This window comes from Vibrio lentus, from assembly GCF_002875945.1.
Lineage (GTDB): Bacteria > Pseudomonadota > Gammaproteobacteria > Enterobacterales > Vibrionaceae > Vibrio > Vibrio apostichopi.
The window spans coordinates 23,151-45,517 of record NZ_MCZK01000015.1 but is presented as its reverse complement, the minus strand read 5'-3'; the positions used below and the strand labels follow the sequence as shown (position 1 = coordinate 45,517).

General features: G+C 45.7%; 21 protein-coding genes and 1 pseudogene. 16 read left to right on the top strand and 6 right to left on the bottom strand.

Annotated features, from left to right (window positions below; all coding sequences use genetic code 11):
* Positions 1-30: 30 nt before the first annotated feature.
* On the bottom strand, positions 31-345 hold the full coding sequence (cyaY, locus tag BCT49_RS01760) for an iron donor protein CyaY (RefSeq protein ID WP_010438796.1): 315 nt from the start codon (positions 343-345) through the stop codon (positions 31-33).
* A 75-nt stretch (positions 346-420) separates the two neighbouring features.
* On the opposite strand from cyaY, the gene lptM reads away from it, so the two are divergent.
* From lptM to BCT49_RS01720, 8 genes are all read left to right on the top strand, one after another.
* Entirely contained in the window at positions 421-537 is a 117-nt protein-coding gene (gene lptM / locus BCT49_RS26355) for an LPS translocon maturation chaperone LptM (protein WP_407829960.1), read from the top strand.
* Between the two features lie 41 nt (positions 538-578).
* The gene (lysA, locus tag BCT49_RS01750; RefSeq protein ID WP_009848209.1) at positions 579-1,832 is read left to right on the top strand and encodes a diaminopimelate decarboxylase; all 1,254 of its coding nucleotides are present in this window, start codon (positions 579-581) and stop codon (positions 1,830-1,832) included.
* An 11-nt stretch (positions 1,833-1,843) separates the two neighbouring features.
* Positions 1,844-2,674, top strand: a complete 831-nt coding sequence (gene dapF, locus BCT49_RS01745) for a diaminopimelate epimerase (RefSeq protein WP_102433902.1) — start codon at positions 1,844-1,846, stop codon at positions 2,672-2,674.
* A 45-nt stretch (positions 2,675-2,719) separates the two neighbouring features.
* On the top strand, positions 2,720-3,418 hold the full coding sequence (locus BCT49_RS01740) for a DUF484 family protein (RefSeq protein ID WP_102433901.1): 699 nt from the start codon (positions 2,720-2,722) through the stop codon (positions 3,416-3,418).
* A complete protein-coding gene (gene xerC, locus BCT49_RS01735) occupies positions 3,387-4,319 on the top strand; it encodes a tyrosine recombinase XerC (RefSeq protein WP_076668583.1) in 933 nt (310 codons plus the stop codon). The genes BCT49_RS01740 and xerC overlap by 32 nt, the downstream gene beginning before the upstream one ends.
* Positions 4,320-4,334: 15 nt before the next feature.
* Positions 4,335-5,051 (top strand): 5-amino-6-(5-phospho-D-ribitylamino)uracil phosphatase YigB, encoded by a 717-nt coding sequence (gene yigB / locus BCT49_RS01730; RefSeq protein ID WP_102433900.1) that lies wholly within the window; start codon positions 4,335-4,337, stop codon positions 5,049-5,051.
* A 168-nt stretch (positions 5,052-5,219) separates the two neighbouring features.
* Entirely contained in the window at positions 5,220-7,718 is a 2,499-nt protein-coding gene (locus BCT49_RS01725) for a bifunctional diguanylate cyclase/phosphodiesterase (protein ID WP_102433899.1), read from the top strand.
* 192 nt (positions 7,719-7,910) lie between these two features.
* Complete coding sequence (locus tag BCT49_RS01720; protein WP_102433898.1) at positions 7,911-10,397, top strand: bifunctional diguanylate cyclase/phosphodiesterase; 2,487 nt, start codon at positions 7,911-7,913, stop codon at positions 10,395-10,397.
* 201 nt (positions 10,398-10,598) lie between these two features.
* Here the strand turns inward: BCT49_RS01720 and BCT49_RS01715 are convergent, their stop codons facing one another.
* Both BCT49_RS01715 and BCT49_RS01710 read right to left on the bottom strand, forming a co-directional pair.
* Positions 10,599-11,195: a tRNA-uridine aminocarboxypropyltransferase gene (locus BCT49_RS01715; RefSeq protein ID WP_102433897.1), complete on the bottom strand. Its 597-nt coding sequence runs from the start codon at positions 11,193-11,195 to the stop codon at positions 10,599-10,601.
* 2 nt (positions 11,196-11,197) lie between these two features.
* Entirely contained in the window at positions 11,198-12,742 is a 1,545-nt protein-coding gene (locus BCT49_RS01710; protein WP_102433896.1) for a COG3650 family protein, read from the bottom strand.
* Positions 12,743-12,781: 39 nt separating this feature from the next.
* Between BCT49_RS01710 and BCT49_RS01705 the strand changes: the two genes are divergently transcribed.
* Complete coding sequence (locus BCT49_RS01705; protein ID WP_102433895.1) at positions 12,782-13,249, top strand: EVE domain-containing protein; 468 nt, start codon at positions 12,782-12,784, stop codon at positions 13,247-13,249.
* Positions 13,250-13,331: 82 nt separating this feature from the next.
* On the opposite strand, the gene BCT49_RS01700 is transcribed toward BCT49_RS01705, so the two are convergent.
* Positions 13,332-14,159, bottom strand: coding sequence for a Cof-type HAD-IIB family hydrolase (locus tag BCT49_RS01700; protein ID WP_102433894.1), 828 nt, complete (start codon positions 14,157-14,159; stop codon positions 13,332-13,334).
* A gap of 187 nt (positions 14,160-14,346) precedes the next feature.
* A complete protein-coding gene (locus tag BCT49_RS01695) occupies positions 14,347-15,327 on the bottom strand; it encodes an alpha/beta fold hydrolase (protein WP_102433893.1) in 981 nt (326 codons plus the stop codon).
* An 81-nt stretch (positions 15,328-15,408) separates the two neighbouring features.
* On the opposite strand from BCT49_RS01695, the gene rhtB reads away from it, so the two are divergent.
* The 7 genes and pseudogenes from rhtB (at position 15,409) to BCT49_RS01655 (ending at position 21,927) form a co-directional block, all read left to right on the top strand.
* Positions 15,409-16,026, top strand: a complete 618-nt coding sequence (gene rhtB / locus BCT49_RS01690; RefSeq protein WP_029223645.1) for a homoserine/homoserine lactone efflux protein — start codon at positions 15,409-15,411, stop codon at positions 16,024-16,026.
* A gap of 44 nt (positions 16,027-16,070) precedes the next feature.
* Entirely contained in the window at positions 16,071-17,291 is a 1,221-nt protein-coding gene (locus BCT49_RS01685; protein WP_102433892.1) for an EAL and HDOD domain-containing protein, read from the top strand.
* Between the two features lie 99 nt (positions 17,292-17,390).
* Complete coding sequence (locus BCT49_RS01680; protein WP_102433891.1) at positions 17,391-17,732, top strand: metalloregulator ArsR/SmtB family transcription factor; 342 nt, start codon at positions 17,391-17,393, stop codon at positions 17,730-17,732.
* Between the two features lie 158 nt (positions 17,733-17,890).
* A complete protein-coding gene (locus BCT49_RS01670) occupies positions 17,891-18,892 on the top strand; it encodes an ArsJ-associated glyceraldehyde-3-phosphate dehydrogenase (RefSeq protein ID WP_102433890.1) in 1,002 nt (333 codons plus the stop codon).
* Between the two features lie 23 nt (positions 18,893-18,915).
* Positions 18,916-19,426 (top strand): annotated as a pseudogene (locus BCT49_RS01665) (cyclin-dependent kinase inhibitor 3 family protein).
* A gap of 97 nt (positions 19,427-19,523) precedes the next feature.
* The gene (gene arsJ, locus BCT49_RS01660; RefSeq protein WP_102433889.1) at positions 19,524-20,744 is read left to right on the top strand and encodes an organoarsenical effux MFS transporter ArsJ; all 1,221 of its coding nucleotides are present in this window, start codon (positions 19,524-19,526) and stop codon (positions 20,742-20,744) included.
* 169 nt (positions 20,745-20,913) lie between these two features.
* Positions 20,914-21,927, top strand: coding sequence for an acyltransferase (locus tag BCT49_RS01655; RefSeq protein ID WP_102433888.1), 1,014 nt, complete (start codon positions 20,914-20,916; stop codon positions 21,925-21,927).
* A 29-nt stretch (positions 21,928-21,956) separates the two neighbouring features.
* On the opposite strand, the gene BCT49_RS01650 is transcribed toward BCT49_RS01655, so the two are convergent.
* On the bottom strand, positions 21,957-22,286 hold the full coding sequence (locus tag BCT49_RS01650) for a DUF2500 domain-containing protein (protein ID WP_102433887.1): 330 nt from the start codon (positions 22,284-22,286) through the stop codon (positions 21,957-21,959).
* Positions 22,287-22,367 lie beyond the last annotated feature (81 nt).

Sequence of the window (22,367 nt, the reverse complement as noted above, 5' to 3'; positions counted from 1 at the left end):
TCACTCCTTTTTAGTTTTGCTTACAAATGATTAGACCCAATTGATCTCTTCACCTGCGTGCTTTACGCATTCTTCTTTTACCATCTCAAACAATTCCATGCCTGTCTTTGAGCATGTCCACTTGTCATCAATTAGCTTGAAGTGAAAGCCACCAGATTTAGACGCTAGCCAGATCTCACGCATTGGTTCTTGGCGGTTAATGATAATTTGGCTGCGGTTTTCAAACTCCAGCGTCATCACGTTACCAGTCACTTCGTAATCAACATCTGCCTCTGATTCATCGATAGCTTCTTCGATGTTTTGCATCTGTATATCGACCAGCTGATGAAATTCAGTATCGTTCATCCTTTCTATCCTATTGCTTTTCTTGAGTGTGGTGCGATTATAGGGGGCATTGAGTTAATAATCACGATATGCAAAATGAAAAAATTAATTACCGCTCTGTTTATGGTGTCCGTTATTGGACTTTCTGGTTGTGGTCAAACGGGTCCGTTGTACGATCCTGATGAAGTTCAGCAGACTGAACAATCACAATAAGTGAAACACGCAGAAATCGTTATTTATAAGGGATAAGAACTTTGGATTACTTCAACTATCAGGAAGATGGCCAGCTTTGGGCTGAGGACGTCGCACTTTCACAACTAGCAGAGCAATATGGTACACCGCTGTATGTATATTCTCGTGCAACATTAGAACGCCACTGGAATGCGTTTGATTCGTCGGTTGGCGAGCATCCACACTTGGTGTGTTATGCCGTTAAAGCTAACTCGAACCTTGGCGTGTTGAACACTTTGGCTCGCTTGGGCTCTGGTTTCGACATTGTATCTGGCGGTGAGCTAGAGCGTGTGGTTGCTGCAGGTGGCGATCCGGCGAAAGTTGTGTTCTCTGGTGTCGGCAAAACAGCCGCTGAAATGAAGCGTGCGCTTGAGTTGAACATTAAATGTTTCAACGTAGAGTCTGAGCCAGAACTAGAGCGACTGAATAAAGTGGCTGGTGAGCTTGGTGTTAAGGCGCCGATTTCACTGCGTATTAACCCAGATGTTGATGCGAACACTCACCCTTACATTTCTACGGGTCTGCGTGATAACAAGTTCGGCATTGCCTTCGACCGTGCTCCTGCTGTTTATGCGTTTGCAAAAACACTCGATAACTTGTCTATCCATGGTATTGATTGCCACATCGGTTCTCAGCTAACGGATATCGAACCTTTCATCGATGCCACTGACCGCCTGCTTGCACTGATCGACCAACTACGTGCTAATGACATCAACATCAAACACCTTGATGTCGGTGGCGGTTTGGGCGTGGTTTACCGTGATGAATTACCACCACAACCTTCAGACTACGCGAAAGCTTTGTTGGCTCGCCTAGACAATCATTCTGATCTAGAGCTGATTTTCGAGCCTGGAAGAGCGATTGCTGCTAACGCTGGTGTATTATTAACGAAAGTCGAGTTCCTCAAGCCTACTGAGCATAAGAACTTTGCCATCATAGATGCAGCAATGAACGACCTGATGCGCCCGGCACTTTACCAAGCTTGGCAGGATATTGTTCCTGTAAGCCCGCGTCAGGGTGAAGCCGTGACTTACGACTTGGTTGGCCCTATCTGTGAGACGGGTGACTTCCTAGGTAAGGATCGTGACCTTGTTCTTGAAGAAGGTGATCTACTGGCCGTTCGTTCTGCTGGTGCTTATGGCTTCGCTATGTCATCTAACTACAACACTCGTTCGCGTGCGGCTGAAGTTATGGTTGATGGCGATAAAACTCACTTGGTTCGTCAGCGTGAAGAGCTTACGAGTCTGTGGGAACTTGAAAACATTCTTCCGGAGTAATTTTAAGCGTTATGCACTTCCACTTTTCTAAAATGCATGGTTTGGGCAATGATTTCATGGTCGTGGACTGCATTACTCAAAATATTTTCTTTTCTCCAGATTTGATCCGTCGTTTGGCGGATCGTCACACTGGTGTGGGTTTTGATCAGCTACTTGTGGTTGAGGCTCCCTATGATCCAGAAACTGACTTCCATTACCGCATATTCAATGCGGATGGCAGTGAAGTGGAGCAGTGTGGCAATGGCGCTCGTTGTTTTGCACGATTCGTTCGCATGAAAGGCTTAACGAATAAGTACAGCATCAACGTGAGCACCAAGAAAGGAAAAATGGTTCTCAAGATTGAAGACAATGACCAGATCACGGTGAACATGGGCATTCCTGAGTTCGAACCAGGCAAGATTCCATTCAAGGCAAAGCAGCCAGAGAAGACGTATATCCTGAGAACGGATGTGCACACCTTGTTCTGCGGTGCCGTAAGCATGGGTAACCCGCATGTGGTTACTGTTGTTGATGACGTCGATATTGCCGATGTGGAGACCTTAGGTCCGCTTCTTGAATCACATGAACGCTTCCCTGAGCGTGTTAACGCTGGCTTTATGCAAGTGGTTAACCGTGAAGAGGTTCGTTTACGTGTTTACGAACGCGGCGCGGGTGAAACTCAGGCATGTGGTAGCGGCGCATGTGGCGCAGTTGCGGTTGGTATTACTCAAGGCTTACTGGCTGAGAATGTGAAAGTTCGTCTACCTGGCGGTGACTTACACATTAGCTGGCAAGGTCCGGGTAAACCTCTGTTTATGACAGGCCCTGCAACGCATGTGTTTGATGGTCAACTTTCTTGCTAATAATGACTGATAACAAATAGATTCATAAAAAATAAAGGATAGGTTTTGTCTTACGTTGAAGCCGACGCACTCACCGCAGAAGTGGTCGCGGAATATTTACGTGATAACCCAGATTTTTTTCAAGACAGAAGAAATCTGGTTGATCGCCTTGCTGTTAACAATGTTGAGCAGGGCGCGGTTTCTTTGGTTGAGGTTCAGCTTAAGCGTCAACGCCAGAGAATCGAAGAGTTAGAAGAAGAGATCACTGGCTTGATGTCACTGGCTGCGAATAACGACAAAACTTTTTATGAGTTTATGGATCTGCAAGCTCAGGTATTGAAGTGCAGTGACTTCATGCAAGTCATTAAGGCGGTTGAACAAAAGGCGATTGAATTAGGTTTGAAAGCTCATATTCGCGTACTGTCTCAGTTGGGCTTTTACCAGCTTAATGGAGAGCGTTATTCGAAGTTTTCATTGAACCATTTCAACGGTAAAGATGCTTATTTAGGGCGCTTGAGAAAAACGGACAGACAAGATTTGTTTGGTGATTTTCCAGTTCCAGAGCTAGGCTCTTATGTAGTACTTCCGCTTGCTAAGCAGTCTCCATTGGGCTTGCTCGCCTTTTCTAGCGAAGATGGCGGCCATTTCCAACCTCATATGGATACGCTCTTTTTACGCCATTTAGCGCTTGTTGTTGCTCATTTGGCGGACACCTTACCTTGGCAGATAAATAATGAGCCTAGAGCCCAAAATACCTCTTCCTAACAGCCTTCAAAAGCCACTATCTCGCTTCTATGAATATCTCAGAAGCGAGAAGGGACTCAGCCTACACACCCAACGCAATTACCGACAACAGCTCGAGACCATGGCCGCTCATTTAGTCACACTAGGGCTGAAAGATTGGACTCAAGTGGACGCTGCATGGGTAAGACAACTCGCCAGTAAAGGTATGCGTGAGGGTATGAAAGCCAGCAGTATTGCGACTCGCTTATCTTCATTGCGCAGCTTCTTTGATTTCCTTGTATTGCGTGGAGAGATGTCAGCTAACCCAGCTAAAGGTGTCTCAGCGCCTCGTAAACAACGCCCTTTACCTAAAAATCTTGATGTCGATGAAGTGGGTCAACTGCTTGATGTGAATGAGGATGATCCATTATCGATTCGTGACCGAGCGATGATGGAAGTGATGTATGGCGCGGGATTACGATTGGCCGAACTGGTCGGGATCAACCTGAGAGATGTGTTGGCTCGACAGGGCGAAATCCGAGTGATTGGTAAGGGTGACAAAGAACGCAAAGCACCGTTTTCCGGTTTAGCCAAAGAGTGGGTCGATAAATGGTTAAAAGTACGCGGTGAACTCGCTTCGCCGGGTGAGCCTGCACTGTTTGTCTCTAAACTCGGTACTCGTATTTCTCATCGCAGTGTTCAGAAGCGTATGGAAGAGTGGGGCAAGAAGCAGGCTGTTGCCAGTCATATTAGCCCACACAAATTGCGTCACTCGTTTGCAACGCATGTGCTTGAATCAAGCCAAAACCTTCGTGCGGTCCAAGAGTTGCTCGGACATGAAAACATCTCGACCACACAAGTGTACACCCATTTAGATTTCCAACATTTAGCACAAGCTTATGACCAAGCTCATCCAAGAGCTCGTAAGAAGAATAAAGATTAGATTAAGGGTTTAACTATGCGAATTTATCGAGGGTTAAAGCCCATCAAAGCCATGACCTTTGATTTGGATGATACCTTGTACGACAACTGGCCTGTGATCATGAAGGTTGAGAAAGAGATGGCGCAGTGGCTGTATCAAAAGCATCCTGTGTCGGCTTCTCTTTCGTTGGAAGAGTGGCAAGGTATCAAACAACAAGTCGCCTCTGAAAACCCAGCATTAAAACATGATGTCACCGTGTGGCGTGAAACACAGATTAAGAGTGGTTTGCTACTATTGGGATACTCTCAGCAGCAAGCAGAACAGGCGGCTCGTGAAGGTATAGAGCATGCTTTATGGTTGCGCAATCAGGTGGATGTTCCTCAAGAAACGCACCGAGTGATGGCTGAGCTTAGCCAGCGTATTCCTTTGGTGGCGATTACCAATGGTAATGTCGATCCGCATAAAATTGGCTTAGGGCATTACTTTCAATTAATCCTCAAAGCCGGCCCTGATGGCAGAGCAAAACCGTATCCAGATATGTTTGAAAAAGCGCAGCAGTACTTAGATTGTGATGCGACCAATATTCTTCATGTGGGTGACCATCTGAGAACGGATGTCTACGGAGCTAAGAAAAATGGCTTCCAAGCGTGCTGGTTTAATGACACTGGTTCCAATTTATACCTCTCCTCGAAGGCGAGTGTGCTCCCTGATGTTGAAATAGAGCAACTTAGCGATCTCATGCGACTAATTTAATAGCTACGGTAAGCTATTGGGTCGCATTTATGATATTGAATTGTTACATTAGTCGTAATTAAATGCCTGTTTAGGCTAGGATAATTGGCGACTACTTTTTATCGATTCATTTCAATCATAGCAGTGGTTGCGGGTTCTCATTTCATTCGATTTTGAACAAGGGTTGGCATGCAAACATTTACATTTCTCGCAAATACTGAGGAGTTATTTAAATCTCAATTTGAACAGCGAGAATGGTGTGACCGCAAGCAATACCTAATTCAACTCTTTTCAGCCCAATCTCCAGACGTTGCTCGACGCATTGCGAGTGTTGCTCTCAAGCATCTAAATCATTCCATATTGATAGGCCAAAGTGCACGTCATGTTATTTGTGATAACTGCCTTGAAAGCGCTTGTACCTTAGTGATTATCAGCGAGTTTGATGAAACTCATTTAACCTCTGCTGTGCAGCCTTTTACTGGCAATCCGAACCACGATAGCCAAGCTCTGGTGGCTCAATTATCTCTTTCTAAAGATACCAAAACTGTGATTAGCCTGTGTGATCAGGTTGAAGGGCGCGATTATCCGATTTATGGCGCTTTTGAAAATCTGCCTTATACCTTGCCGGTGGCTGGTGGACTCTGCCATGAGAATGATTTTGGCCGTTGGGTTATGCATAACGAAGAGACCTATCAGCACGCTTGTGTTGCAGTTGCTTTGACCAACCCAAAGTTGAAGGTTTGGTCGGACGCGTATTCTGAGTGGAACCCTATTGGAATGAAGTTGAGAGTCACTCAAGCTGAGGGCAACCGCTTATATGCATTGAATGACAAGCCCGCCATTGACGTGTTCAAACATTACCTTGCTGATGGCAAAGATCTCCCATTTAGTCAGTTAATGAGTTTCCCGCTTTATCGTGAACTCGGAAGAAAGAAGGGGATTTCAACGCCTCTTCGTATCAATGACGATGGCAGTATTGAGTTTGATAGCCCTTGGCATGTCGGAGAAGAAGCGCAGTTCTGTTATAACCACCCGTCTTTAACCGCTGAAAAAGTGCGTCATGGTGCCGAGGTGCTTGCGATGCACCAACCAGAATCGGTGATCATTTATAACTGTGTCTCTCGACTTGAATTCATCGACAGTAAGCTCGAACTAAAGCCATTTGAAGGCATTGTGAAGGCCAGCGGTGCTTACTGCATGGGTGAGCTCTACCGCAATGAAGATCGCCAAGACATACTTCATCACAGCCTCACCTACATTGCGATGAGAGAGTCGGATGAAATAGACGAATTTCGTTGTGATGATTTCCATTGTGATTCTACGGTATCACCGCTGCTCAATTTGGTGAGAAATGCGGTTGCGGACTTAGACAGCATTAATACCCAGATGGAGAAAAAACTTCATCAGCAGGCACGCCGTCTAACTGAGAGTTACCGAATTGACTCGCGTACCGGGCTGCCTAATCGCATTGTATTAAAAGAACGCCTTAATACGATTCTGTTCAGTGAACACCTTCTGACTCTAAAGCTGACTAATTTCCATCAGGTTAACGAGAAGTATGGTTATCAAGTGGGTGATCAGCTGTTACTCGACCTTTCGAATCATTTTGTTGAGCGATTACACCTTCGTGTCGTGAAGGAATCCAAGGTTCAGGTCGAGCTGTTCAGTATTGGTGTTGGTGAGTGGGCGATCATCTTTAATGCGAGTATCGATAGCGGGAAGATAGAGCAACGCTTCATTGAGTTTGCTGATGACATTGAACACATTAATTTTGAGCCGTATGGATTAACCGATATTGATTATCTGTCGGTTTCGCTGTGTGGTGGTTTTGCCAGTCGTTGTGACTTCTTAACCGACAGCGGTGATGAGATCTTATTGAAAGCGATTGAAGCTCGACGTTATGGAGTGCGTAATAACACCCATATTACTAACGCGAAAGACATTCAGGTGAGTGAGGAAGATCGTAAGGAACAGCTCGGTTGGTTGAGCTGTGTAAGCCGAGCAATCTTAGATCAGAACATCATCACTTACTCACAGCCTATTGTTGCAGCGGGTACCCACGAAATGATTGGCCAAGAGTGTTTGGTCAGAATCATGGAAGCCGACGGGACGATTGTGCCACCGGGTAAGTTCTTACCTATGATTGCTGACACGCATCTTTATACTCGCCTTAGTCGACATATGATTAAGAACACCATTGGTTATATGGCGGATAAGCAGAGCCCGTTCTCGATTAACCTCTCTCCACAAGACCTATTGAGCGATAAGACGCTAGAGATTCTCGAAGCTGCGATTAGTGGGATGAACGATCCCACTCGACTTGGCTTAGAAGTACTCGAGTCTGAGCAGATCAAAGATTACGGCCGCATGATTGAGGTGTGTGATCACTTCCGTGCACTCGGTGCGAGAATCATTGTTGATGATTTTGGCTCGGGTTATTCCAACATTGATGAAATCATCAAACTCGAGCCGCAGATCATCAAGCTAGATGGCAGCTTGATTCGTAATATCGATAAAGACCAAAAGCAAAGAAACATCGCATCTCAGCTGGTTCGCTTATGCCAAGTGTTTAATGCCAAAACAGTTGCTGAATTTGTTCATAACCAACAGGTTTGTGAGATAGCGGAGCAAATGGGTGTCGATTACCTGCAAGGTTATTACTTTGGCGAGCCTAAGCGACTGTTTTAGTTGTTAAAGCTCGTAAAATCCTGCCATCCTTTACTTTGAAAGCGCTCAGCCACCATTAATGACTGTTTTTTGGTGGAATGAGTGATGTCTAACTAACGTCACATTATTTACAAGACGATTGTAAGTATTCCGTGCAAGCCTTATCTATAATAAGCACAATAACAAATCATTAACGCAACGATTAATGTGAATATGCAGTCGACCTCTCTCCTGATACAAGACATAGAACAAACCCAACGTGAATTGGAAAAGATAGATTTTCATACACATGAAAGCCTACTGATTCAGGTGTTTTCGTCTTTCGAGAAAGGTTCGGTTTTGGCTGCCTGCCAAGTAATTCAATCGACTTTCCCCAACGCAAAGCTCATTGGTTGTAGTGCCAATCATTACATCAGCCAAGGTGTCATTTTACATCAGGGCTTGTACCTAATTGTTACTCGCTTTGACAGCACTTCATTTTCTTGTGGTGTCGTAGAATATAGCGAGCAGCCACAAGTTGATAGCCAATCGATGTGGGAACAGTTGGGATGCACCGCTCAGACCCAAAGTATTATCTGTTTTGCCGATCGCTTGCAGATAAACAACAGAGCCTTGTTTGCTGCGTTTGAACAATCCAGATACTCACTGCCTATATGTGGTGGCGCTTCCACCATCACCGATAGCGGACGATGGGTTGTGTTGAATGGCCATTGCTACGAAAATGCATACGTAATGTTGGCCTTACATAGCTCTGAGCTAGCAGTAACCAAAGGCTATTACACCGAGTGGAACCCGATAGGGCGAACCTTTCGAGTTACTGGCGCTGAAGGTAACCGCTTGGCTGAATTAGACGGCATGCCGATTCGTGATTTGTATAATCGTTATCTGGCCGATGGTTTTGAAGTTCCCTTTGAACAGCTGCATAACTTCCCTTTGATGGTCGGTGATCCGAAAGAGCAGAATATCCATCTGCCACTTAAGGTCACTGAATTGGGGGAGGTTGAATTCAGTGGCTCGTTTCAGTTAGGTGAAGAGGTGAGGTTTTGTTATGACCATCCTTCCCTGACTTTGGAGCAGATACGGCTTGGCGTTCAACAAATTGGCGTTCATGCTCCGCAACAGTTCTTTATCTATAACTGCACTTCTCGTATCGATTTTATTGATGGCAACCAAGAGGTGGAGGTTTTTCAAAACCTGGCAGACACCTATGGTGTGTATTGTATGGGCGAGCTTTATCAAGATGATGAACAGCAACGCATTTTGCATCACAGCCTAACGTATCTCACTTTAAGAGAGGGAGCGATTGCAGCTGAAGGTGCCGTTCCACTTGAGACGCAACCGGCCACAAACATATCGCCCTTATTTTCATTGATTCGTAATGCCTTGCTCGATGTTGATGACATGAACAACAGTATGGCGAGTAAGATCCAGCAGCAAGCCACGGCATTGACCGCCAGTTACCGGATTGATCGTCGAACGGGTTTACCCAATCGAAGTGTGTTGCGTGAAAAACTGTCAAAAATGAATGCTGATAGTCATTTACTGGCGCTGAAGGTTACAACATTCGGGCAGATCAATGAAAAGTACGGTTATCGAGTGGGTGACAAGCTGCTTCGTGATTTGAGTGAGTATTTTCAGAAGGCGTTGTGGCAGTTTTTTGATGAAGGGTGTCAGCTTTATAGCATCGGAATTGGCGAGTGGGCGGTAGTTTTTAAAAGCTGGGCCAGTCATGAACACATCCATCAGCGATTTTCTGAGTTTGCCGATAAAACCGAACATGTAAACTTTGAGCCAATGGGCTTACCGGATATCGATTATCTCTCGGTTTCAATTTGTGCCGGTGTTGCGAGCCGTCGTGATTTCCCAACCACATCGATTGATGACTTGTTACTCAAGGCCATTGACGCTCGTCGCAGTGCAGTCAGTCAAAACAAGCATCTTGTGAGTGCTAAAACATTAATCCAGCTAGAGAAGCAGCGCCAAGAGCAGTTAGGTTGGTTGTCTTGTGTTAGCCGCGCGGTGTTGAATCAAAACGTTGTTGCGTGTTCTCAGCCGATAGTGTCCGCGCACAGCCATCAAGTTGAAAGCTATGAGTGCTTGGTTCGAATTGAAGAAGATGGCCAGCTGATTGCTCCGGGTAAGTTTTTACCGATTATCGAAGGCACCCATCTTTATACGCGCCTTAGTCGCCAGATGATAACGCGTACCTTTGATTTTATGAGTCAAAGGACCGATTCGTTTTCGATTAACTTGGCGCCACAAGATTTCAACAACGAGAAAACCATCCTTCACCTTGAGCAAGCCATCAAACAAATTAGTCATCCGCAACGTATCGGCTTGGAAGTGTTGGAAACGGAACAGATTCAAGATTACGGCAGGCTGATTGAGATATGTAATCACTTTCGTGATTTGGGCGTGAATATCATCGTGGATGATTTTGGATCGGGCTATTCGAACATTGATGAGATATTGAAGCTTGAGCCACAGGTGATAAAGCTCGATGGCAGCCTGATTCGCAATATCGACCAAGATAAGAAACAGCGCAAGATTGCCCAACAGCTTGTTAGCTTGTGCCAGATATTGAACGCCAAGACAGTGGCGGAGTTTGTACATAATGAACAGGTGTGTCGAATCGCAGAGGATATGGGTGTCGATTATCTGCAGGGTTATTATTTTGGTGAACCCCAGCGTTTATTCTAATAGAGCGAGTTACGTGGAGAAGTGCTTTCTATGTGACGAAGTGTTTTCTCGGAGAGCAGCCAGAGTATGGGTTTCACGTGAAACACCGATCGGTTCAATAGATTCAATAGATTAACGTTAGATGTGAAAAGGGTGAGCTTATGGCTCACCCTTTTTGTTTCTGTTTTACGTTATCTACCGCAAGCTTGTACGTGGCTTCCTCTATTTGAGTGAATGACCACATTTATCTGCTTGAAACACCTTTAGGTAGTGCTGGTAGTAATCGTTAATCAGCCTTGCTGGCTCGGCTTCTCCCAACATTTTTAGCAACTCAACGCCAACTTCGCAGGTACATAGGTGCCCACTGTCTTGATTGCGGCGCAAGGTATATGACGATTCCGTCGTGATATCGAGATGGATTTGAGGAAGGGTGTTTAACCACGCGCTCTTGTTGAGCATTTTCTTCGCTTCCTGCCATGTGCCATCCAATATGATGAATAACGGCTTACGATCTCCGGCTACAGATAATACGGCTTGCTGGCACTCAATACTCTTGTCACTTGGAAATAGCAAAAAAGGCTGTAATGCGTCGTCTTCGAGTAAGGCAATCAGCTCTTCTGGCGGTGTTTTTCGTTGCCACACGAAGGACTGACACTGCTGAATAGATTGCTCAAGCAGCTTTCCGGTATTGGTGTCTCGCGACAGTTCATTCTCATGAGTCAGCAGTACAAGATCAGTTTGGCTTTCGACACTTGGTATACGATGACAAATACATTGATGAGTGAAGCCACAACCACCGCAAGCTTGTTGATTACTCATGGTTATAGCTTAACTCCGCTTTGTGCTGGTGATACACCATCAGCAAACAGAACCACATCGCTGATATCAGCATCATCCGCAACTGGAGCAACGCTTGGGTTTAGTGGGTAGCTAACACCCGTATAAGACAGTGTGTGCTTCGCTGGTGTTGCTCCGCCGCCGCTGACATTGAAGATCAGATCCTGCCAGCCATGATTTTGTGATTTACCTAGGCGTATATCGCCCTTAACCAGTGTCACTCGGCTATTGAACCGCCAGTTGTCTTGGTGGTTTTCAAAGATAAGCAACGTACAGCCACCCGAACCACACCAGTCGAGTTGAGCAAATAGCTCATCTTTGCCATCGCCGTTCAGATCGTAGGTTAGCCAGCGGTACTTAGTATTGTCTGGTGCGGTGTTGTTGATCTTAAAATACTCGCGGATCGCTTGGTCGACTTTTTGATCAAGTTGATCACTGGAGTTTACCTGCTTTGCAGTTAGATCAACGTTGGTGGTCGTATTTACTTGTGCCTGTTCACTCTTGGCTTCAAATAGCACTAGACCGCCATTGGCAATAGGGTAGACAACATTGCCCACTTTTTCCTTATCAGCGACCAGTTTACCGTTATCGAGTGTGAAGATGCGCTCAGAGATTAAGTACTGTTGCTGGTGGCGAGTCATCACAACTTGAACCTGATTTTGGTTAAGTTGCTGCCAGAAGCCCTGTTCAATAATAGAAGGATCGCCATTGCTGTACGAGTAAGTCGTAATAGCGCTGTGGTCATCGTTGAGTTCTAGGTTGATAGAGAAGCCAGTGTTCTGCGTTGAGCTTGCGAAGTAGAGGCCACTCCAGTCGAGGGTTGGGTCTTGGTTAGCCACCATTGCACAGCCATTGTAGTTGCTGTCATTGAGATTAAGTTTGGCGTGCCAGCCATAGATAGAGTCACTCATGCCATCGCTGCAGCTCTCTTTTTTAAGATTTAGCTCACCTTGTGCCTGGTTACCTTTAAGCTGGTAGTCGCGGGTGCTTGGTGTGGTGCGGCTAGATTCGATATTGAGGCGCTGAGGTTCTTCGCCCATCTTAGTGTATTTGAGTTGGTCTTTATCGAAGGTTGCTGACCAGTATGGTTCATTACCAAAAGTGCGTGTTGCGCGAAGTGGTTGGTCACAACGATCAGGGTTCTCAGCCGTTAGCACATTGACTTGCTCTACCACGAAGCGTGCGGTGAAATCGGCATTGTATCCCGTTTGGCTAGGCACGGTGAGATGACCGATAAGCTCGCCGTATAAGGCTTGATAAGGTCTGGTTGCCAGCCCTTGTGCTTCTAGCGCTAACTCGGGTGATAAATCTAACCAGTATTGTTGTTGGCTGCCGCAAGGCGTGAAAGTTCGGCTTTCATGACCAACCACAACCTGACCACGCATGATGAAGGTTTGCGGTTGAATGCTCAGTGGTTCATCTAAGGTTGCTGGTGGTAATTTAGGTTGTTGCGGCGTATCTGGTGCCGTTACACAGCCTTGTAAAGCGAATGCGACTAGCCATGTCACTGGGTTTTTCATTACCTTCATGTTATATCTTCCTCGGAGCAACCGTTAATTGGATTTATTATGGCATATTGGTTATTTAAAACAGAACCCGACACCTTCTCTATTCAGACTCTTAGAGTGCAAAAAACCTCTTGTTGGGAGGGTGTACGCAACTATCAGGCTCGAAACATGATGCGTGATGACGTCAAGCTTGGCGATCTGGTGATGATATACCATTCATCATGCAAAAAAGTTGGCGTAGCAGGGATCGCAAAGGTAACCAGAGAAGCCTACCCAGACCATTTTCAATTCGATCCCGAGAGTGATTACTACGATGCCAAGTCTTCACCCGATAATCCGCGCTGGATTATGGTGGATGTCGAGTTTGTGCGAGTGACTGAGCGCTTGATCCCTCTGGCGACGCTTAAAGCTATGCCTGAGCTCGCCGAAATGCCGCTGGTTAAACGAGGCAACCGCTTATCCATCATGCCTGTTACTGAACAGGAGTGGCAGGCGATCTTAGGAAAAGAAGTACTCGGCTATCGCTAACGTTAGAGGAAGCTTTTAGCGTAAGGTTCAAAAAAGGCAGCCACTGGCTGCCTTTTTATTTATTCAGATTTTTTTGACTAAATTAAAGCAGGTGCTTTTCTAAGTAGTGCGCAACTGCATCGTCGGCGTTGCTGCCAATCACTTCATTATCAGGCAGCGCTTTAAGTACTTTTTCATGGGATGTACCCATTACTAAGCCTTTACCTGCCATTGATAGTAGCTCGACATCGTTCATGCCATCACCAAAAGCAATGCAGTTTTCTAGCTCAAGGTCGATAGATTGAGCCACGGCTTGTAGCGCATCGCCTTTAGACACTTCTGCAGCCATCACTTCCAAGCACCAAGGTGTTGAGAAAGCGACATTCAATTTTTCACCAAACAGAGCGTTGAGCTCATCTTCAAATGGCACAAGGTGCTCATGTGATTTATTTGGGTGAGTACAGAAGATTTTAGCAATGCCTTCACTCGGTGCGTTATCTGCATCGTACAGTCGGTATGTGAAGCCTGTTTGATCGTGAAACTTCTTCATTGTTTCGTCATCACGATTCAGTAACCACTCATCGTTCATATAGATATGGATGAAGATCTCTGGGTCTTTCTTAAACACATCTACAACACTTTGCACTAATTCCGCAGGGATATTCTTGGCATACATCAGATTGTCGTCTTGGTCATGAACGCGAGCACCATTCGAGGTGATCATATAAGCAGGAATGCCCGTTTGCTTACGAATACCGGCAACATCAACATGGTGACGACCTGTTGCGAAGATAAAGGTATAACCTTGTCCGTGTAACTTCGTGAGTGTTTGCTTGGTAAAATCGCTTAACTGATGGTTGGGAGCCAAAAGCGTACCATCTAGATCAGAGGCAACAATTTTCACGGAATCTTTTAGTGCAGGAATAGTCATTTAACCCTCATTGCAAAATGCTTAACCAATATCGACACCAGCCAATGCCAGTGCCCTTTGAAATACAATATCTCTATCTAGAAATTGTATGCCAAATTCATGCAAGAAAAGAGGGCAAAGCTCACTTACTTCTCTTCCTCTTTAGCGCTTATCTTATTAGTCGTTACTTTCTATTGGTGTGCGAGCGTTAAACAAAAAACTGATTAATGGCATCCAGTGTTTGATTGCGATATTCATCTTTTTCAAACAACACCTCATGTCTAGAGCCTTCAATGGCCTTAAACTGGCTGGCTGAGTTGGTTTTCTTCAGCTTATTGATGAACTTCATTTGAGCATCGTTACTCACAATCTTCTCTTCCCCAGCCTGAATCAATAGCAGAGGGATTTTGATTTGACGGGTTTGTTGGATTGCCTGCTTGGCCGCCATTAATCCTTGCCATACCCAGCGAGTGCTTGGTCCACCCACTTGCAAAGAGGGTGACTCGTCATACAGTCGTCGGAACCATTGGTAACGTACCTTGCTTTGGCTTAACAAATTATTTTCGAAGGGCTTCGAGTAATACGCTTGTTGCCCTGGGGCATAAGTCGGCTTGGCATAGAAAGCCGTGAGTACCTGCCCAACAACCATCGCGATAGGCTTAAAGTACCATTCAGTATTGATCCCAAACATTGGTGCACACAGCGTGACCTTGTCAAACGGGTGGTCTGGGTGAGTTTGCAGGTAGCGAGTGGCTATCGTGCTGCCCATTGAGTGAGCGAGCAGATAACGATTGGAATATCGGTTGAGGTCAAAACTGGCAATGATGTCGGACATATCTGACGCATAATCATCAAACTCATGAATGTGACCGATGTCAGAGTCTGTTACCATACGTTCCGACTGGCCTTGACCTTGGTGGTCAAATGAATAAACGTCATAGCCTTGTTGATAGAAATCATAAAAGAGTTCTTGGTATTTCAAGCAACACTCGATGCGACCATTTGAAATCACAATGGCTTTGGTGTGCGTTGGTGAGGTTAGGCTACACCAGTACAGCTTCTTTTTACCAGATGATGTGACATATCCATCTTTTCGTTGTTGCCAAAGGGCAGGGATCGGGTGTTTAATCGCTTGCTCGAACTCAGGTTCTTGCGTGTATGAAAACAGGGCGGCACTGTGGTTTTCCATGGGAAATTACCTGAACTGATGCATGTGAGAGCGTTATCGCTACTAATGTTGTTAGATTAAAGAACTAGTAAGGAAATGCAAATGGATACTCATGTTTGGCTTGCTTATGTCGTCACGGCGATTTTGTTTAGTTTGGCTCCGGGCTCAGGTACCGTTAATTCAATCAGCAATGGGCTAAGTTATGGCACCAAGAAGTCGCTCGCGTCGATCGCAGGCTTACAGCTCGGCCTAGCATTCCACATCATGCTGGTGGGAGCGGGCATTGGTGCACTAGTCGCTCAATCCGCGTTGGCGTTCACTATCATCAAATGGGTCGGTGTGGCTTATCTTTTGTGGTTGGGCATTCAAAAGTGGCGTGATAACTCTAGCTTGGTGGCTTCAGAAGAGAGCACAACATTATCGAGCGGAAGATTGCTGAGAAATGCGGTGCTGATTAATCTCACCAACCCGAAATCAATCGTGTTTTTGGTGGCTCTGTTTCCTCAATTTATCGATCCGACACAGCCTCAGGCTCCACAGTTATTAGTGCTTGGTGTAACGACGGTATTCATTGATAGCGTGGTTATGTTGGGTTACACCTCATTAGCTTCACAAATGGGACGTTTTATTCGTTCTGATCGTGTAATGGGTAAGATAAATAAAATATTTGGTGGTATGTTCATGGGCTGCGGTGCTTTGCTGGCTGCCGCGAAAGCTTAGTTTTGGCAATAGAGTTATCGTTAAACCAATAGAGTTATCAATAAATGACCGCTACCTACGTTGCTAGACAACCTATCTTAAATCGCAAGAAGAACACGCTTGGCTATGAGCTGTTGTTTCGCGACGGAGAAAGGAATGCCTATCCTGCGCATATTGAGTCTAATCGAGCAACGTATCGTCTGATTGTTGAGAACTTCTTATCGGTTGGGCTTAACCCTTCGATCCCATCTTCACGCTGCTTTATTAACTTCCCGTATCAAAGCCTGATCCGTCGGTTGCCTTTGAGCTTGCCTAAAGACAAGGTCGTGGTTGAGATCCTTGAAACCTGCCAACCGACCGACCAGTTATTAGAAGCCGTTAAAGAACTTTACCAAGCGGGCTACATGATTGCCCTAGATGATTTTACTTCGACGCCAGAATGGGAACGTTTCCTAAAATACACGCATATTGTGAAGCTCGATATTATGCAAATGGGCTTGGATGAAGCGTGTGAGTTAGTTAGGGCTCATCAAGGGCAGAAGTTTAGCTTTCTGGCTGAGCGAGTCGAAACCGAACAAGAGTTCCAACAAGCCAAAGAAGCAGGTTTTCGATTTTTTCAGGGGTACTTCTTCAGTAAGCCAGAGATAGTCAAAACCAAGTACATTAGCCCAGAGCAGGTGATTGCTATGGAGCTGTTTCAAGAAGTGTGTAAAGCCAATGTCGATTTTCAACGAGTTGAAAATATTGTGGCCAAAGATGTGGCGTTGTCATACAAGCTTTTACGTTTTGTGAATTCCATGTCGCCGCGTCTTGAGGTGACAATTTCTTCTTTCCGTCAGGCCTTGGTTTATCTAGGGCAAGAAAAACTCAAAATGTTTGTTTCGCTGGCGGTGGCTTCTTATGTGTCAGATAAGAAACCGAAAGAGTTATACAGCTTATCGCTTCAGCGAGCTCAGTTCTGTCAGCGTATGTCTCGCTATCAGCCGTTTTCAGGGCATGCTGAGCAAGCCTTTATGATTGGCTTGTTTTCGTCACTCGATGCTTTGTTAGATTTATCGCTAGAAAATCTTGTTGAACAACTCCCATTATCTAAAACCATCAAGGTCGCTTTGTTACGCAGAGAAGGGCCATATGGAACGCTTTTAGCGCTTGAAGAGAGCTTTGAACATGCGGATTGGCAACAAATTGATAAGCATTGTGCTCATTTGGGACTGAATGTTGAACAGGTTAAAACCGAGCTCACTGAAGCTCAACGCTGGAGTCATAACGTAACCAATCAGCTCTAATTCCTCTTCGTTAAACTTTTATGACAATTAAAGCGCACGCCTTGACGTGCGTTTTTTTATAGCTAATATATACGCATATCCATATATGAGTATATAGTTATGCTTCCTCACCAATTTTTTAAATTACTGTCTGATGAAACGCGAGTGCGTTGCTTAATGTTGATAGTGCGCAATGAGTGCTTGTCTGTTGGTGAGCTCACTCAGGCATTGCAAGAAAGTCAGCCAAAGGTTTCCCGTCACCTAGCGCAGTTGCGCTCAAATGGCATTTTGACGGATGTTCGCCAAGGACAGTGGGTGTTCTACCGCCTGTCACAAGATTTACCAGGTTGGATGCTAAAGTTAATTGATGACCTTATCGCATCGAACTGTTTGAAAACTGAATACCAACAAGATATTGAGCGTTTAGAAGCAATCACTTCACGCCCTCAATGTTGCGTTTAAATACATTAGAACTTATTGCCGAAATAGTTGGAGTTGCAGCTAGGCGGCAAGTGAACTTATCCCTATGAGCATAGATGTCCTATGTGATTAGGGTAAGTGAACGCAGTCAACAACGCAGCGGCTTCACATATGAAAGCAATTAACTGAGAGAACAGAAAATGACAGTCAAAGTAGGTATTAATGGTTTTGGCCGTATCGGCCGTCTAGCACTTCGCGCAGCATTCGATTGGGCTGAGCTAGAATTTGTTCAAATTAACGATGTGGCTGGTGATACAGCGACATTGGCTCACCTTCTAGAGTTCGATTCAGTTCAAGGTCGTTGGAACCATGAAGTGTCTGTTGAAGGCGATGAGATGATCATCAACGGTCAACGCATTAAAACCACCAAAGAGCGCGACATCGACGCGATCGATTGGTCTGGTTGTGATGTGGTGATTGAAGCGACGGGTGTTCACCGTAAGACATCTTTCCTAAACAAATATCTTGAGCAAGGCGTGAAGCGCGTTGTGGTATCGGCGCCAGTGAAAGAAGAAGGCATTGCAAACATCGTTGTCGGTGTGAATGACAACATCTTCGACCCAGCTGTACACAAAATCGTAACCGCAGCGTCTTGTACAACCAACTGTCTCGCGCCAGTGGTTAAAGTGATCAACGAGAAGCTAGGTATCGAAAATGCAGCCTTCACTACTATTCACGATCTAACCAACACGCAAACTATTCTTGATGCACCCCATAAAGACTTACGCCGTGCACGTGCATGTGGCATGAGCCTTATCCCGACAACAACGGGCAGCGCTAAAGCGATTGTTGAGATCTTCCCAGAGCTTGAAAACCGCATCAACGGCCACGCAGTTCGTGTACCACTAGCGAATGCTTCTCTGACAGACATCATCTTCGAAGTGAAGCAAGACACCACGGTAGAAGAAGTTAACGCGATGCTGAAAGAAGCGTCTGAGAACGAACTGAAAGGCATCCTTGGCTTTGAAGAGCGTCCACTGGTTTCTATCGATTACAAAGGCGACCAACGTTCAACTATCGTAGATGCACTATCAACCATGTTAGTTGGTAAGCGCATGGTTAAGATCTACGCTTGGTACGACAACGAGATGGGCTACGCAACGCGCACCGCTGAGTTAGCTCGTACAGTCGGCCTAGCTTAATTTAAAAGAATTTTAAGAGATTGATGACGATGACAAATTCTCAAGTACACCCAACATGGCAACTAGATTTAGACACTGGTGCGTTAGTGCTTACTCCGTGCCCAGGCACTAAAGACACTGACTTAGATGCATCTCTAGCGCAACTTAAAGCGCAAGGCGTGGAAGCGATTGTGACGGCTCTAGACAGTGAAGAACTGGCAAGCAAGAATGTTTCTGAGCTAGGTGAGAAAGCGCAAGCACTAGGCATGCAATGGTTCCAAATCGAAATCGAAGACGATTGTGCACCGGGTGCTGATTTTGCTGCGAAATGGCAAGCAGCGAGCCCTGCACTACACCAAGTCGTGGATAACGGTGGCAAGGTAGCAATGCACTGCATGGGCGGTTCTGGTCGCACTGGTTTGTTCGCAGCTCACCTATTGTTAGAAAAAGGCTGGGATTTGAGCAAGGTTGTTCAAGAGGTGCAGGCACTGCGTCCCGGCGCCATTTACTAAGCCTATCCAGGTTGAGTACATTAATGGCGTAGCGAATAGCTAGTAAGCCATGGTTGTTATATAAGGAGCTTTTGGTATCTGGAGTGTTGAACTTATCATGATCCAAAAGCTCTTTTTGTTTAGATTGCAGAGATAGCGTTATGTTTTCAAATCTAAGTAAGAGCGTTCGCCAATATATGTTGGTGACATTCAACTACTGGAATTTCACCATTACTGATGGTGCACTTCGTATGCTGGTGGTTCTGTATTTCTACGACCTTGGCTACAGTTCGTTAGAGATCGCCTCACTGTTCCTTTTTTATGAATTCTTTGGTGTGGTGACTAACCTCATCGGTGGTTGGTTAGGGGCTCGTCTTGGCCTCAATAAGACCATGAATATCGGCTTAGGGATGCAGGTTGTCGCCTTAGGTATGCTGGCGGTGCCAAGTGCAATGTTGACCATCCCTTGGGTCATGGCCGCGCAGGCGTTGTCTGGTATCGCTAAAGACCTCAATAAGATGAGTGCCAAGAGCTCAATCAAAACCTTGGTTCCGGATGAACAGCAAGGCGCGCTTTATAAGTGGATTGCGATTCTGACCGGATCTAAGAATGCGCTTAAAGGTGCGGGGTTCTTTATTGGTGGCTTGCTGCTTTCGACGATTGGCTTCCAATACGCAGTGCTAGCGATGGCTGCTGTTCTGACATTGGTCTTCATTGGCAGCTTAGTGAGCTTAGAAGCGGACATGGGGAAAGCGAAAACCAAACCCAAGTTCAAACAAATTTTCTCTAAGTCTGAATCCATCAATATCTTGTCGGCAGCGCGTATGTTCCTATTTGGTGCTCGTGACGTGTGGTTTGTAATTGCTCTGCCGATTTATCTAGGCAGCGTGTTTGGTTGGGATCACTCATGGGTTGGTGGCTTCTTAGCGGCTTGGACCATTGCTTACGGCTTTGTACAAGGCATTGCACCTAAGATTACCGGCAAAGCGCAAGGTAAGGTACCTGATGGCCATGCAGCGCTATTGTGGGCGGGTGCATTGGCTATCGTGACCGCTGGTATTGCTTATGCGGTACAGATTGGTTGGCAACCCGAGCTGGTTATCATCGGTGGTTTGATGGTATTTGGCGCCATCTTTGCTGTGAACTCATCACTTCACTCATACCTGATTGTCAGTTATGCGAAGGGCGATGGTGTGTCGCTTGACGTCGGTTTTTACTACATGGCGAATGCGATGGGCCGCCTGATTGGTACTATTCTGTCGGGCTTGGTATTTCAAATGGCCGGTTTGTCTGCGTGCCTGTGGGTATCGTTCGCGTTCTTAGCGATAACGACGGTGATCTCTTTGCGTTTACCTAAGGTGCCGCAAGCGTCAGCCGCATGAGCCTCATTCGCAAGAGCTTCATTCACAAGAGCTAAAGTCGCATAATCTAAAGTCGAACGAACTTAATTCGCGATATGCTTCTCCTTTAACAATAAGCTGACTTGGTATTTATTCCGGTCAGCTTTTTTATTGCTATAGTAGAATGATTGAATATTAATCAGGCATTTACATGAAGCAGCGAATTCTCTTTTTTGATTTAGCACGATGTGTCGCGGCCGTAGCGGTTATCGCGATTCATGTTTTGGCTCCTTATCGCAACGAGCTAGGAACGATTCCTTTTGGCGAGTGGTTAACGGCGATCACCGTCAATGGTTTCAGTCGTTGGGCTGTGCCAGTGTTTATTTTGATTAGTGGCGCGTTGATGCTGAGCGATCAGCGCCCGTTTGACGCCAAATATTACCTCAAGCGCCGCCTAGGTAAGGTACTGATACCTTTCATTGTCTGGTCGCTTTTCTATACCTACCTGTCTGGTTGGTCTGCGATGGGCTTTGATGCCGACGTGAGTTGGGAGGTGTTGCTCAATAGCTACCATCACTACACCTATTACCACCTTGGTTTCTTCTATTACTTTATCCCGCTCTACTTCGTGATTCCTTTCTTACAGATCATGGTCAGAAAGTATGGGGATAAGGCCGTTTATGGTTTCACTGCGGTTTGGTTATTTACGACTTTGCTGTTCTTACTCAGGATAGATGGCCCATGGAGTCACGAGTTGTGGCTTTACACTGGCTACTTGCCATTGGGTTACCTGTTGTACAAGAAGGTGCCGCTTAACAAGTTAACTGTTGGTGTGAGTGTGGGGCTTGGCGCATTGGCATTGTTAACCACGGTCTACATGGTGGTTGATGCGAGCTTAATTGCCGAGGAGTACACCGTTGGTCGTTGGTTATCTTACAAAACGCTGAATACTGTATTAGCCGCGAGCATGGTGTTTATGCTGTGTCGTTACTACGGAGAAGGGTTATCTGAGAAAAGTAACCAAGTGGTTGGCTTTATCAGTAAACACAGCTTAGGTATCTATCTGCTGCACCCTATCTTCTTGTGGCCAATGAAAGAGTTCGGTTGGTACCAAGGACACCCAGCATGGGTGATTCCATTATGGATAGTGATCAGTGGTGCAGGGGCGTTATGGATGAGCTGGCTGGTTTCTAAATCTGAGAAAACGAGTTGGTTATTGCCTTAGTTCTGCTGAGGATGGTTGTATTGAAGTAATTAACGTTTCAATGCAAAGTGTAAGAACTTATCGCCCTGGTAGGTTAGAGTTCCTTTATCGCCAGGGTTAAGAGCATGAAAGTAATGGATACCGACTTGGAATTCTCGCTTCGGTCCAACAACACCACGTTGAACGTAAATCCAGTACTCTTGATCTTCTTGGCCAGGCTCTGCGTCAGGAAGGTCGATCGACTGCTTGTCTAGTACAGTGACATTCACTTTCTTTTCTGGCGCGTTATCACCTTGCATGTGTTTTCGATAGAAACCAAGAAATACCCAAGCAGCAAGGCCAGCAAGTGCAAAGGTGGCAAGAAAGAGTGAATTAGGCATAGAACCTCCATGTAGTCGTGATGGTTATTCTAGTCTTTCGGGCAATAGGGATATGTGTTTAAAGCCGCTATTCGTGAACTG